Source organism: Malaciobacter mytili LMG 24559 (assembly GCF_003346775.1).
GTDB lineage: Bacteria > Campylobacterota > Campylobacteria > Campylobacterales > Arcobacteraceae > Malaciobacter > Malaciobacter mytili.
Window position 1 is genome coordinate 19153 of record NZ_CP031219.1, and the last position, 12557, is coordinate 31709.

Below are 12557 nucleotides of genomic sequence, written 5' to 3' on the forward strand. Positions count from 1 at the left end.
AAATTTTAATAAAAATTTTTGGCTAACTTAGTTAATATATCATACTAAAAAAAGCAATAAATTTCGATAAAAATGAAAACAAGGGACTAATAGATGGTTGAAAGATATTCAAGAGAAGAGATGAGTTCTAATTGGACAATGCAAGCAAAATATCAAGCTTGGTTAGATGTGGAAAAAGCAGTAGTTAAAGCTTGGAATAAGTTAGGTCTAATTCCTGATGAGGATGCAAAGAAAATCGTAGAAAATGCTGGATTTTCTGTTGAAAGAATCGATGAAATTGAAGCAGTAACTAGACATGACTTAATTGCTTTTACTACAAGTGTAGCTGAGACTTTAGGTGATGAGTCAAGATGGTTTCATTATGGTATGACTTCTTCAGATACGGTTGATACAGCAGTTGCTTTACAAATGAGAGACTCTTTAAAAATCATTATTGAAGATGTAAAAATGATGATGGAATCAATTAAAAAAAGAGCACAAGAGCACAAACTTACTTTAATGGTAGGAAGAAGCCACGGAATTCATGGAGAACCTATTACTTTTGGTCTTGTACTTGCAGTATGGTATGATGAAATGGCTAGACATTTAGAAAACTTAGAACAAACTATGAAAGTAATTTGTGTTGGACAAATCTCTGGAGCAATGGGTAACTTTGCTCATGCACCTTTAGAACTTGAAGAACTTGCTTGTGCTGAATTAGGTCTTGCACCTGCACCTGCTTCAAATCAAGTTATTCAAAGAGATAGATATGCAAGACTTGCTTCGGCTTTAGGATTACTTGCTAGTTCTATTGAAAAATTTGCTGTTCAAGTTAGACATTGGCAAAGAACAGAAGTTTATGAATGTGAAGAGTTTTTTGCTAAAGGTCAAAAAGGATCTTCAGCTATGCCACATAAAAGAAATCCAATTTTAACAGAAAATATTACAGGTCTTGCTAGAATTATTAGAGCTTACACTATCCCTGCTATGGAAAATGTTGCTTTATGGCATGAAAGAGATATTTCACACTCATCAACAGAAAGATTTTGGTTACCTGATGCATTTATTACTTGTGATTTTATGTTACATAGAATGAATAATGTAATTGCTAATTTAACAGTTATGCCTGAAAATATGATGAAAAATTTAAATTTAACTGGTGGATTAGTATTTTCTCAAAGAGTACTATTAGAACTACCAAAAGCTGGTGTTAGTAGAGAAGATGCATATAAAATTGTACAAAGAAATGCTATGAAAGTTTGGGAAGGATTACAAGAGGGGAAACCAACTACAAATGAAAAAGGTGAATCTTTATATTTACAATACCTTTTATCTGATGAAGAATTAAGAAATTCTTTAAGCGAAGAGCAAATAAGAGAATGTTTTAATTTTGACTATTATACTAAAAATGTAGATGCAATTTTTAATAGAGTATTTAACAAATAATAAATTTTAGACAAATAAAGGCAACAAAATGGCAATTATGATTCAAAAAAGAAATGGGAGAAAAGAGGTTTTAGATATTACTAAAATCCAAAAAATGACTATTGATGCAACTAAAGATTTAGATGGTGTAAGTCAGAGTGAATTGGAACTTGATGCGCAAATTAAATTTGTTGATGGAATGAGTTCTTCAGATATTCAAGATGCACTTATTAAAACTGCCGTTGAAAAAATTGATATTGATGTTCCTAACTGGACTTTTGTTGCTGCAAGACTCTTTTTATTTGATTTATATCATAGAGTAGGAAAAGCTACTCATGGTATAAAAGGTGAGCCATATTGTCATTTAAAAGATTATATAAAGTTTGGAATTGATGCAGGAAGATTACTTCCTGCTTTAGGTGCTGGATATGATTTAGATGATTTAAATAAATATATTGACCCAAGTAGGGATTATTTATTTAATTATCTAGGAATTAAAACTTTATATGATAGATATTTAATTAAAAATAGAAAAGCTGAGCCAATAGAACTTCCACAACATATGTTTATGGCTATTGCTATGTTCTTAGCTCAAGATGAAAAAGATAAACAAGAAAAAGCAAAAGAGTTTTATGATGTTATTTCAAAATTTGAAGTAATGTTAGCTACACCAACACTATCAAATGCAAGAACAAATAGACATCAACTTTCATCTTGTTATATCGGTTCGAGTCCTGATAATATTGAGGGAATTTTTGATGGATATAAAGAGATGGCACTATTATCTAAATATGGTGGTGGTATTGGTTGGGATTGGAACCAAATTAGAGCATTAGGTGGAGTTATTGATGACCATAAAAATGCTGCTGGAGGAACAATTCCATTTTTAAAAATTACAAATGACTTAGCAATTGCTGTTGATCAATTAGGTACTAGAAAAGGTGCAATTGCAGTATATGTTGAGCCTTGGCATATGGATATAGTTGATTTTATTGACTTAAAGAAAAATTCTGGTGAAGAAAGAAGAAGAGCACATGATTTATTCCCTGCTTTATGGATTTCAGATCTATTTATGGAAAGAATTTTAGAAGATTCTCATTGGACTTTATTTGATCCATATGAAGTAAAAGATTTATCAGAACTTCATGGAGAAGAGTTCAAAAAAAGATATATGGAATATGAGCAAGATGATAGTATTACAAAAGATACAATGAAAGCTAAAGATTTATGGAAAAAAGTTTTAACTTCATATTTTGAATCAGGAAGCCCTTTTTTGTGTTTTAAAGATAATGCAAATAAAGCAAATCCAAACGCACATGTGGGACATATTAGAAGTTCAAACTTATGTACAGAAATTTTCCAAAATACAAACCCTAATTATTATAAAATTAGATTAGAGTTTGAAGATGGTACTGTTGAAACATATGAAGAAAGTGATATTATCAAAGTTGATGCAGGACAAGAAAAAAGAGCTAATAAAGTTACGGCTTTAGATTCTATAAATGGTAAAAGAGTATTTATTGTAGAAAAAGAGAAAATTGATGGAGATACTGCTGTTTGTAATTTAGCTTCAATTAATTTATCTAAAATATATACTAATGAAGATATTCAAAGAGTTGTTCCAACTGCTATTAGAATGTTAGATAATGTAATTGATTTAAATTTTTATCCATTAAGAAAAGTAAAGGCAACTAACTTAAAATCAAGAAGTATTGGTCTTGGTGTTATGGGTGAAGCTCAAATGTTAGCTGAACAACAAATTATGTTTGGAAGTGAGCAACACTTTAAGAAAATTGATGCAATTATGGAAGCTATTTCATATAATGCAATTAAAAGTAGTAGCCAATTAGCAGTGGAAAAAGGAGTTTATCCTACTTTTGATGGTTCAAACTGGTCAAAAGGAATTATGCCTCATGACCATGCTCCACAGGCTGTAAATGCCCTAATAAATAAAGATTTATTTGATAGTGGATATGATTGGGAAGCATTAAGAGAGCAAGTTAAAAAAGATGGTATGAGAAATGGATACTTAATGGCGATTGCTCCAACTTCATCAATTTCTATTTTAGTGGGAACTACTCAAGCAATTGAGCCTGTATATAAAAGAAAATGGTATGAAGAGAACTTAAGCGGTCTTATCCCTGTAGTTGTTCCAAGATTAAGTCCTGAAACATGGCAGTATTATATTCCTGCTTATGATGTAGAGCAAACAGATATTATTAAAGCTGCTGCAATTAGACAAAAATGGATAGATCAAGGGCAAAGTACAAATATTTTTATGAGCTTAAATAAAGCAAGTGGAAAATATTTACATGAGATTTATACTTTAGCTTGGAAGTTAGGTTTAAAATCTACATATTACCTAAGAAGTCAATCTCCAGAAGCAAATAATGATGTTGAAGATAGAAGTATGGAGTGTGCAGGTTGTCAATAAGATGACCTTTCACTTCTACAAACTTTTAAAAAAACACAATAAAATAGATTTAAATTTAGTATAGAGGAAATCCTAATGGATAGAAAAACGATATATAATCCACAATCAAGAGAAAACTTAAATGATAGAAGAATCTTTGGAGGTAATCCAGATGGTATGATTAACTTTACAAGGTTAAAATATCAATGGGCTTTAAACCTTTGGGATATGATGGAAGCAAATACTTGGTTCCCTAAAGAAGTGCAAATGACTGGTGATGCTAAAGATTATAAATATTTAAGTCCAGCAGAGAAAAGAATGTATGATTTAGTTCTTTCTCAATTAATTTTTATGGATTCATTACAAACAAACAATCTTATGGATAATATCAATCCTTATATTACTGCACCAGAAGTAAATGCTTGTCTTTCAAGACAAAGTTATGAAGAAGCAAATCACTCTAAATCTTATGCAGTAATGGTAGAGTCTATTTCTGATAATACAGATGAAATTTATGATATGTGGAAAAATGATGCAAAATTAAGAGAAAAAAACAACTATATTGCAGAGGTTTATGATAACTTAACAGGTGGAGCTCATGCAGATGAAATTACTGATGAGAAAATAGTTCTTGCAATGTTTGCAAACCAAATTTTAGAGGGATTATATTTTTATGCTGGATTTGCAGCTATGTATGCTCTTGGAAAATCAGGTAAGATGTTAGGAAGTTCTCAAATGATTAGATTTATTCAAAGAGATGAAGTAACGCACCTTTTACTTTTTCAAAATATGATTAATTCTACTAGAAAAGAAAGACCAGATTTATTTACAGCTGAACTTGAAGAGACTGTAAGAGAGATGTTTAGAAAAGCTGTGGATTTAGAAGCTTCTTGGGGTGCATATATTACTCAAGGTCAAATTTTAGGATTTACAGATGCTATTATTAGACAATATATTGAGTATCTAGCAGATAAAAGACTTGAAGCAGTGGGATACAAACCTATGTACAATGTAAAACACCCTATTCCTTGGGTTGATGGTTATGCTTCATTTAATGACCAAAGAACTAACTTCTTTGAAGGAAATGTTGTTAACTACTCAAAAGGTTCTATTGACTTTGATGACTTCTAAAAAGAGTTTTTATATAACTCTTTTTTAGAAATTTCTGCAAAATGCAGAAGTTTCTTTAGTCATATACTTCTTATATATTCTTAAATTTATACTTTTCCCCTAGAGAAATTAAAAGCAATTATAACAACTTGGCTACTATTTAATATCTTTTTTTATAAAAATAATAAAAAATATGATTTATTTTAAAAATGTGACCAATATTTTGACAATATTATAGTAGAATGTAAATAAAAATTTATAGGAAAGTAAAATGAAGAAAGCAAAGGTTCTTTTTCAAATAGTCTCTATTTCTTTTATAGTGCTATTTTTTCAAGCTTGTTCAATTAAGATTAAGATGCCAGTTAGTGAAACAACACCCTCAACAAATAGTTTTAATGATACTGTTGATAGTTCAAAAGCAATTAAGTTAAAGTTTAAATCTACTTTAACAGATGATTATAAAGTCTCTGTTGGAACACAAACGGATATCTTTAAAGTTAAACATAAAGATAAAGATATAGATGCACAAACTTTTATTAAAGAGGGGTTACAAAAAGAGTTTAGTTCTAGAAAACTACCAATAGAATTTTCTCTTGATAGTTCAGATGAACTAACTTTAGAGCATTTTAATATTCTTTCTAGAAGAACAAGTGCCTATTCTCCAATGGTAACTTTATCAACATTAAAAATAAAAGTTAATTATAAGGGTGAAACAAAGACTTTTGCTTCTTTTATAAAAAGAGGTAAAGTTCCCCTTTGGAGTATGAGTGAATTATATGAGCCTTGTTATAATGAACCTACTTCTTTATTAATAAGAGAAGTTGTTGCAAAAATAAATAAAGAGTATTTTAATTATAAACTTTCAGATACTAAAGTATATGAAATAATTAGTAAAATAGAAAAAGATTTAGCAGAAAATAAAAAATTAATCTATTTAGATGTTTATGAATTAGCTTTCTCAAATAATCAAATAGCTTTAAATTTTTTAGAAAAATTAACTGCAAATATTGATGAATATGTAAGATTAAGTGCAATTAGTGGATTAGGTATTCTTGGATCAGAAGAACAGTTAGATTTACTAATAAATTTATATCAAAACTCTAAATTATGGCAAGATAGAGCAATGGCCCTTAAATCAATAGGAGATATTGGAACAACAAAAGCTTTAGAATTTTTAAGAACTGAAAAAAATCTTTTTTCTTTACATGATTCTTTAGAAGCAAATTGGAATAAAATCATCTTTAATTTATATTTACAATAAAGAGCAGTTCTCTTTATTGTATCTTATTAATTTACTAAAATAACCACTTTAAAAGCTTTTAAAACATAAAATACCATATATTTTATAAGGGATATAAATGTTAGAAGAAAGAACACTAGATTTTATAAAAAAGCAAATATTAGATTTAAATGATTTTTCTTATAAGCTAGAAGATGATGGAGAATATATCTATATTATTTTTAGTGAAGCTTTAGGTAAAGATATAGAAAAAGAGTTTACTTTTAAACTAATAGATGAAACACTTTTTATGCATACAACTTCATATGGTTGGAAGCCTGTGGAGAAAGGTGCTGCCAATAAATATTTTTGGATAGAATTATTAAAATAGAGAGAAAAATCTCTCTATTAACAGGCTTCTTGTTCTTTTAAAGTAGCAATATACTCTTCAATTGCAATAGCAACTTTTTTTGATAAAGCAACTGCTTCAACAACAGTTCTAGCACCTGTTACCACATCCCCTGATGCAAAAACACCCTCTCTTGTAGTCTCTCCTCTATCATTTGTAATAACTAAGCCATCTTGCCCAACATTAATACCTGTTGTATTAGATACTATCAAATCTCTTGGTTTTTGACTAATTGAAATTAAAATAGAATCGGCTTCTTCAAACCCTTCAATATTTTCTATTTCATTTGTAGTAAGATATTTTACTGCATTTGATGTGAACTCTAAAGGAGATTTATATAAATTAAATTTAACACCATCAATTTTTGCATATTCAATTTCTACTTTTTCAGCAGGCATATCTTCAAAGCCTTTTCTATACATAATTGATACTTCACTACTTCCATTTCTAATCGCAGTTCTAGCCACATCCATAGCCACATTTCCAGCACCAATAACTATAACTTTTTTTCCAAGATTGTAAGCTTTTGGACTTTTTAAATAATCAATTGCAAAGTGTACATTTCCTAAACTCTCCCCTTTTAGACCTAACTTTTTAGGTGTCCAAACCCCTGTTCCTATAAAAATAGCTTTATATCCATCTCTAAATAAATCATCAATCGTAATATTCTTCCCAACTAAAGTATTAGGTCTAATTTGTACCCCAACTGCTTTTAATTTTTCAAGTAACTCATCTAAAATAGATTTATCTAGCCTAAAATCAGGTATTCCATATCTTAAAACACCACCTATTTTATCATTTCCTTCATACATTGTAATTTGATAGCCTTTTAGTGCTAAAATCATAGCTAAACTAATACCCGCTGGTCCACTTCCTATAATTGCTATACTACTACCATTTGAAGGAACTTTTTCAAATTGTTTATAGTTCATATAATATGTGGAAATATAGTTTTCAATTGCTCCTACATTTACAGGAGTATATTTTTTATTTAAAATACAATGCCCCTCACAATGCTTTTCATGTGGACATACTAAGGAACAAATAATAGATAAAGGATTATTTTCAAATACTTTTTTCCCTGCTTCTTTTATTTCTCCTGCTAAAAATAGTCTTATCATTTCAGCAATTGGAGTATTTACAGGACAACCTTTTTGACATTTTGGCTTTTTACAATCTAAACAAGTTTGTGCAGAATTAATAATATGTTGCATAAAATCCCTTTTTTATTAAGTAACTTTAATATTTTATTAAAAATTTTATTTAAATAATATGATAAGCGTATGATAATATTAAGAGAATTTGCTTTAAAATATTTAGTTTTGATATATAGATAATAAAGTAATTTATTAATTTTAACCTTGTTTTATCTGTTCTTATAAAATTTAAGATATAATAACTAAAATTTTAAAAGAGTTTGTTAATGGAATTGGGAAAAAAAGTTTTTTTATTATCTCTATTATTGTTATTACTAATTGTATCTTGTGTGTATAAACATACAAAAGAATTAGTTGATATAACACCGATATTTATCGAAGAAAAGGTGATTGTAGATGAACCAAGTACTAATGAGCCAATTGTTGAAGAAGAAATAGAAGAAGAGCAAACAAATGAAGTTGTATCTTTACAAATAGAGCCAAATGATGAGATGGCAAAAGAAGTAAATGCTAGTGTAACTGAAAAAATAACTAAAATTGAAGAAGAAATAAAAGAACCAAAAGAGATAATTTTAAAAAGAATCGATGAAGGTTATAGAAGATCAAATGGTGAACTATTTTATATTGATTTATCTTCAAAAGCTAAAGAAATTCAAGATAGCTTGTATTTACTTATGAAAAATGAGCCTTTTGAATTTACAAAAAATGGAATAGATTATATCACTAAAAATGATGAGATGCTATCAAAAATTGTTAAGATAATGAATGAAAATAAGAACTTAAAGTTCGAAATTGCTGGTCATGTAAGTATTAAACCCGATGAAGAGAAGTACAATACTTATATTTCAGTAATGAGAGCTGCTAATATTAAGAAAAAACTTATTTCTTTAGGTATTTCTAAAAATAGAATGAAAGCAAGAGGGTATGGGGATAAAATACCATTATCTCAAGATGATATAAAACTATTTAATAGAATTGAATTTAATATTATAGGAGAATAGTTGTGATAGAAATAGCTTCAAAAATTGTATTATGTTTAGTAATAGCTGCAATTTTAGGGTTTATTATTGGATTTCTAATCGGGAAAGCTACTAGGAAGCAGCAGTATGCTTCTGTTCCAGAAAAATCTTCTAAAAATGTAGGAAATATTTATAATAAACCATTGATTTTTAGCTGTCCAAGACCAGCTGGTAAAGATGATTTAAAACAAATTGAAGGAATTGACTCAGTTATTGAAGCACAGCTAAATCACTTAGGGATTTTTCATTTTGATCAAATAGCAAATTGGTCTATTAAAAATTGTGAATGGATAGAAAATTATTTAGATATTAAAGAACGAATTTCTCAAGAAAATTGGGTTGAACAAGCAAAAGCTTTTACAAAACCAATTATTTAAATTGAAACCAATTTGAAATCAACTTCAGTTAATATTTTCTAACTAAACCATTTTAGGAGTTAGAAAATGTTAACGGAATACTCTTTTTTATATTTAGCAACTGCAAGTTTTCATTTATTTGGATTATCAACAATATTTTTTCTACAAAAATATAAAATTATTTAACATTTTTGTTTTATTAATTCTATAACACAAGTCTCTATCATACTATAGACTTTGTCAAAGCCCTCAAATCCGTCAAAAAAGTATGGGTCAGGGACATCTTCATTGTTATAACCAAAAAAACCAAGTTTTAAAGGATTGTTGCACCCTAATTTTTTTAGATTTGAAATATTGCTTTCATCAAGTCCTATAACTAAATCAAACTTTTTAAAGTCCTCTTTTTTTACTTGCCTTGCCACTTGTTTTGAAATATCAATATTATGTTGTTTACATACTTTTATAGAGTTTTCACAAGGGTTTTCTCCCACATGCCAGCTTCCTGTTCCTGCACTTTGTATTAAAATATCTAAGTTATTTTCTTTTATATACTTTTGAGCAACTCCTTGAGCTATGGGAGAACGGCAAATATTCCCTAAACATACAAAAATTATTGATTTTGCTTTATTCATTTTCTATTCCAACCTTTAGATATTTCCTCATTTTTTTAATTTGTTGTTTTTCAAAATTTAAAGAGATAAATTCTTTTCTATCATCTTTTATAACCTCTCCAAAGGGAGTAATTATTGCACTACTTTTACAACACTCTTTATAAGCACTATTTGAAGCTATCACATAACATTGGTTTGCAATTGCCAAAGCACGAGTTAAAGTCTCAAAATGCTCTTTTCTATTTTTCCCCCACATTGCAGGAATAAGTATAATATCTGCACCTTTTAATCTTTCCCAATATTGAGTAAATCTAAGTTCAAAGCAGATTAATGTAGCTATTTTTAAACCCTTTACACTAAAAATCTTAATTTTTTCATCACTATTTGGGGCTTTAAAATAGTTTGTTTCTTCCCCCAACTCAAAAAGCCTATATTTATCTTGAGTATGAACTATTTTATTATTTGAAAATAGAAAAAATCTATTAAAAAAGTTATTATTTTCTTCTATTATTAGTGTTAATGCAATAGTTTTATCTTTACTAAGTTCTAATAACTCTTTTTTTGCTTTTAAAGATATTTTTGAAGCTTTTTTCATATCTTTGTAAGAATAGCCACTAAGTGCCAATTCACTGGCAAGAATTAGACTATTTTTAGGGGCTTTATTAATAAGTTTTTTCAACTTTAGAAGATTTTGTTCAAAATCTTCTAAAATATTAGTTTGAAGTGTTATTAAGTTCATCTTTTGCTAATTGAATTAATTTATTTACTTCTTCTTCGTATTCTAAGGCGATTTTTTCATCTGTTGATTCAAATCTTGTTACTAATACAGGAGTTGTATTTGAAGCTCTAACTAATCCCCATCCATGTCTAAAGTTTATTCTAACTCCATCCACATCAATAATATCAAGAATTTTTGGGAAACTAGCAGGAGGATTTTTTAATAGTTCTTTAATTTTATCAATAAGTAAAAATTTTTCTTCTTCTGTTGTTTTTACTTTTATCTCTTCTGTTGAGTATGTTTTTGGTAAAGCTTCAATTTCTTTATCAATATTCATTCCATTTTTAATTAATTCTAAGATTCTAAAAGTTGCATAAATAGCATCATCAAAACCATAAAATTTATCATTAAAGAAAATATGCCCAGATACTTCTGCTGCCATATGAGCATTTACCTCTTTTAGTTTTACTTTTAAGTTACTATGCCCTGTTTTATACATAATAGCTTTTCCACCATTTTGATTTATTAAATCATACATTACTTGTGTACATTTAACTTCACCAACAATAACTGGTTCTTTCATTGTCTTTGCAAATAAAAGAGCTAGAATATCACCTTTTACATTATGTTTTTTAGTTAAAAAAGCAATTCTATCTGCATCTCCATCATAAGCAAAACCATATTTTGCTTTACCTTTTAAAAGTTCTTTTAAATCTTTTAAGTTTTTTTCTTCACTTGGGTCTGGATGATGATTTGGGAAAGTTCCATCTGGATTACAATATAATCCCTCATATTTTAGTTCTAATTTATCTAAAATTTCACATAAAACTGTGTTTGCAACGCCATTTCCACAGTCAATAGCAAATGGTGTTTTCATGCCTTTTAATTCTTGAAATTCATTTACCATATATTCAATATATCTAGCTTTTGCATTTATTAATTCATACTCTTTATTATCTTCAATAACCAGCTCTTGGTTTTTAATAATTTCATCTCCTAAAGTATAAATATCATCTGCAAAAAATGGTGCATTATTTATTGAGATTTTAAAACCATTATATTCACTTGGATTATGACTTCCTGTAATCATTACTGAAGCATTTGGTCTAATTGAATGAAATTCTTGATAAGAAGCAAAGTAGTTTACTCCTGTTGCTACCATACCCATACCAAAAACTTTTACACCTGCTTTATTAAAACCACTTGTTAAATATTCAAAAAGTCTTGGAGAGTGTGTTCTTGCATCATATCCAATTACAACATAAGGAGTTTTTATTGTTCTTTTTTTTACTTCTAAACCTAGAAAATAACCTATTAATTTAACGCTTTTTTCATTTAATTCTTCATCAATGATACCTCTAATATCATATTCTCTAAAAATGGATTTTTTTATCATAAAGACCTCAAGATAAATTTTTGCATAATTATATCGTTTGAAGCTTTAATAGTAATAACTTTAATTTTGGTATAATTTCAATTTTAAGGAGAAAAATATGATTGAATTAAGTAATTTATATATGTTCATTGTAGCCTCACTTTTATTATGTATTGCTCCAGGTCCTGATAATATTTATGTTTTAACACAAGGTATGACCAAATCAAAAAAAGCTGCAATTATTACAACTTTAGGACTTTGCACTGGATTGATTATTCACACAGGTGCGGCTGCTTTTGGTATTTCTATGATTTTTAAAACTTCACAACTAGCTTTTAATATTGTAAAATATATTGGAGCAGCATATCTTTTATATATTGCATATCAAGCTTTTAAATATAGAAATGAACCCCTTGATTTAACAGTAAAAGCTTCAAAAAAAGATTTAAAAGCCTTATATATTAAAGGATTTTTTATGAATGTTTTAAATCCTAAGGTATCTATTTTCTTTTTAGCTTTTCTTCCTCAATTTGTAAGTGTTGAAAATGGTAATATCCCAATGCAAATGATACTACTTGGAGTTATTTTTATGATATTAACAATAATTGTTTTTTCAATAATTGGAATTGCAGGTAATTTACTAAGTAGTAAACTATTACAAAAACCAAATATAATAAAATATATGAATATTATGACTTCTTTTGTTCTTGTAAGTCTTGGTCTAAAATTGGCTTTTTCTGAAAGATAGTGACAATATAGTGAGATT

General features: G+C 28.2%; 12 protein-coding genes. 8 read left to right on the plus strand and 4 right to left on the minus strand.

Going from position 1 to position 12557, the window contains the following annotated elements:
* Window positions 1-93 precede the first annotated feature (93 nt).
* The 5 genes from purB (at window position 94) to AMYT_RS00140 (ending at window position 6537) form a co-directional block, all read left to right on the plus strand.
* The gene (gene purB / locus AMYT_RS00120) at window positions 94-1425 is read left to right on the plus strand and encodes an adenylosuccinate lyase (protein ID WP_114840550.1); all 1332 of its coding nucleotides are present in this window, start codon (window positions 94-96) and stop codon (window positions 1423-1425) included.
* A gap of 28 nt (window positions 1426-1453) precedes the next feature.
* Entirely contained in the window at window positions 1454-3838 is a 2385-nt protein-coding gene (locus AMYT_RS00125) for a ribonucleoside-diphosphate reductase subunit alpha (RefSeq protein WP_114840551.1), read from the plus strand.
* A 75-nt stretch (window positions 3839-3913) separates the two neighbouring features.
* Window positions 3914-4948, plus strand: coding sequence for a ribonucleotide-diphosphate reductase subunit beta (locus tag AMYT_RS00130; protein WP_114840552.1), 1035 nt, complete (start codon window positions 3914-3916; stop codon window positions 4946-4948).
* 250 nt (window positions 4949-5198) lie between these two features.
* A complete protein-coding gene (locus AMYT_RS00135; protein WP_114840553.1) occupies window positions 5199-6188 on the plus strand; it encodes a HEAT repeat domain-containing protein in 990 nt (329 codons plus the stop codon).
* Between the two features lie 97 nt (window positions 6189-6285).
* Window positions 6286-6537: a hypothetical protein gene (locus AMYT_RS00140; RefSeq protein ID WP_114840554.1), complete on the plus strand. Its 252-nt coding sequence runs from the start codon at window positions 6286-6288 to the stop codon at window positions 6535-6537.
* Window positions 6538-6554: 17 nt separating this feature from the next.
* Here AMYT_RS00140 and AMYT_RS00145 read toward each other — a convergent pair whose 3' ends face one another.
* Window positions 6555-7769, minus strand: coding sequence for an NAD(P)-dependent oxidoreductase (locus AMYT_RS00145; RefSeq protein ID WP_114840555.1), 1215 nt, complete (start codon window positions 7767-7769; stop codon window positions 6555-6557).
* A gap of 209 nt (window positions 7770-7978) precedes the next feature.
* Between AMYT_RS00145 and AMYT_RS00150 the strand changes: the two genes are divergently transcribed.
* Both AMYT_RS00150 and AMYT_RS00155 read left to right on the plus strand, forming a co-directional pair.
* Window positions 7979-8713: an OmpA family protein gene (locus AMYT_RS00150; protein ID WP_114840556.1), complete on the plus strand. Its 735-nt coding sequence runs from the start codon at window positions 7979-7981 to the stop codon at window positions 8711-8713.
* Between the two features lie 2 nt (window positions 8714-8715).
* Entirely contained in the window at window positions 8716-9108 is a 393-nt protein-coding gene (locus AMYT_RS00155; protein WP_114840557.1) for a hypothetical protein, read from the plus strand.
* A 161-nt stretch (window positions 9109-9269) separates the two neighbouring features.
* On the opposite strand, the gene AMYT_RS00160 is transcribed toward AMYT_RS00155, so the two are convergent.
* From AMYT_RS00160 to AMYT_RS00170, 3 genes are read right to left on the minus strand one after another with little or no spacing between them, the layout of a single operon-like run.
* The gene (locus AMYT_RS00160; protein ID WP_114840558.1) at window positions 9270-9719 is read right to left on the minus strand and encodes a low molecular weight protein-tyrosine-phosphatase; all 450 of its coding nucleotides are present in this window, start codon (window positions 9717-9719) and stop codon (window positions 9270-9272) included.
* The gene (locus AMYT_RS00165) at window positions 9712-10437 is read right to left on the minus strand and encodes a carbon-nitrogen hydrolase family protein (RefSeq protein WP_114840559.1); all 726 of its coding nucleotides are present in this window, start codon (window positions 10435-10437) and stop codon (window positions 9712-9714) included. The genes AMYT_RS00160 and AMYT_RS00165 overlap by 8 nt, the downstream gene beginning before the upstream one ends.
* Window positions 10412-11812, minus strand: coding sequence for a phosphomannomutase/phosphoglucomutase (locus AMYT_RS00170; RefSeq protein WP_114840560.1), 1401 nt, complete (start codon window positions 11810-11812; stop codon window positions 10412-10414). Before AMYT_RS00170 ends, AMYT_RS00165 begins: the two co-directional genes overlap by 26 nt.
* Window positions 11813-11909: 97 nt before the next feature.
* Here AMYT_RS00170 and AMYT_RS00175 point away from each other — a divergent pair, with 97 nt between their 5' ends.
* Window positions 11910-12539 (plus strand): LysE family translocator, encoded by a 630-nt coding sequence (locus AMYT_RS00175; RefSeq protein WP_114840561.1) that lies wholly within the window; start codon window positions 11910-11912, stop codon window positions 12537-12539.
* The last annotated feature ends 18 nt before the right edge of the window (window positions 12540-12557 follow it).

What these genes read in the sequence shown, in the direction of transcription:
- purB (WP_114840550.1), top strand. Translation starts at nt 94, where the DNA reads ATGGTTGAAAGATATTCAAGAGAAGAGATGAGTTCTAATTGGACAATG.
- AMYT_RS00125 (WP_114840551.1), top strand. Translation starts at nt 1,454, where the DNA reads ATGGCAATTATGATTCAAAAAAGAAATGGGAGAAAAGAGGTTTTAGAT.
- AMYT_RS00130 (WP_114840552.1), top strand. Translation starts at nt 3,914, where the DNA reads ATGGATAGAAAAACGATATATAATCCACAATCAAGAGAAAACTTAAAT.
- AMYT_RS00135 (WP_114840553.1), top strand. Translation starts at nt 5,199, where the DNA reads ATGAAGAAAGCAAAGGTTCTTTTTCAAATAGTCTCTATTTCTTTTATA.
- AMYT_RS00140 (WP_114840554.1), top strand. Translation starts at nt 6,286, where the DNA reads ATGTTAGAAGAAAGAACACTAGATTTTATAAAAAAGCAAATATTAGAT.
- AMYT_RS00145 (WP_114840555.1), bottom strand. Translation starts at nt 7,769, where the DNA reads ATGCAACATATTATTAATTCTGCACAAACTTGTTTAGATTGTAAAAAG.
- AMYT_RS00150 (WP_114840556.1), top strand. Translation starts at nt 7,979, where the DNA reads ATGGAATTGGGAAAAAAAGTTTTTTTATTATCTCTATTATTGTTATTA.
- AMYT_RS00160 (WP_114840558.1), bottom strand. Translation starts at nt 9,719, where the DNA reads ATGAATAAAGCAAAATCAATAATTTTTGTATGTTTAGGGAATATTTGC.
- AMYT_RS00165 (WP_114840559.1), bottom strand. Translation starts at nt 10,437, where the DNA reads ATGAACTTAATAACACTTCAAACTAATATTTTAGAAGATTTTGAACAA.
- AMYT_RS00170 (WP_114840560.1), bottom strand. Translation starts at nt 11,812, where the DNA reads ATGATAAAAAAATCCATTTTTAGAGAATATGATATTAGAGGTATCATT.
- AMYT_RS00175 (WP_114840561.1), top strand. Translation starts at nt 11,910, where the DNA reads ATGATTGAATTAAGTAATTTATATATGTTCATTGTAGCCTCACTTTTA.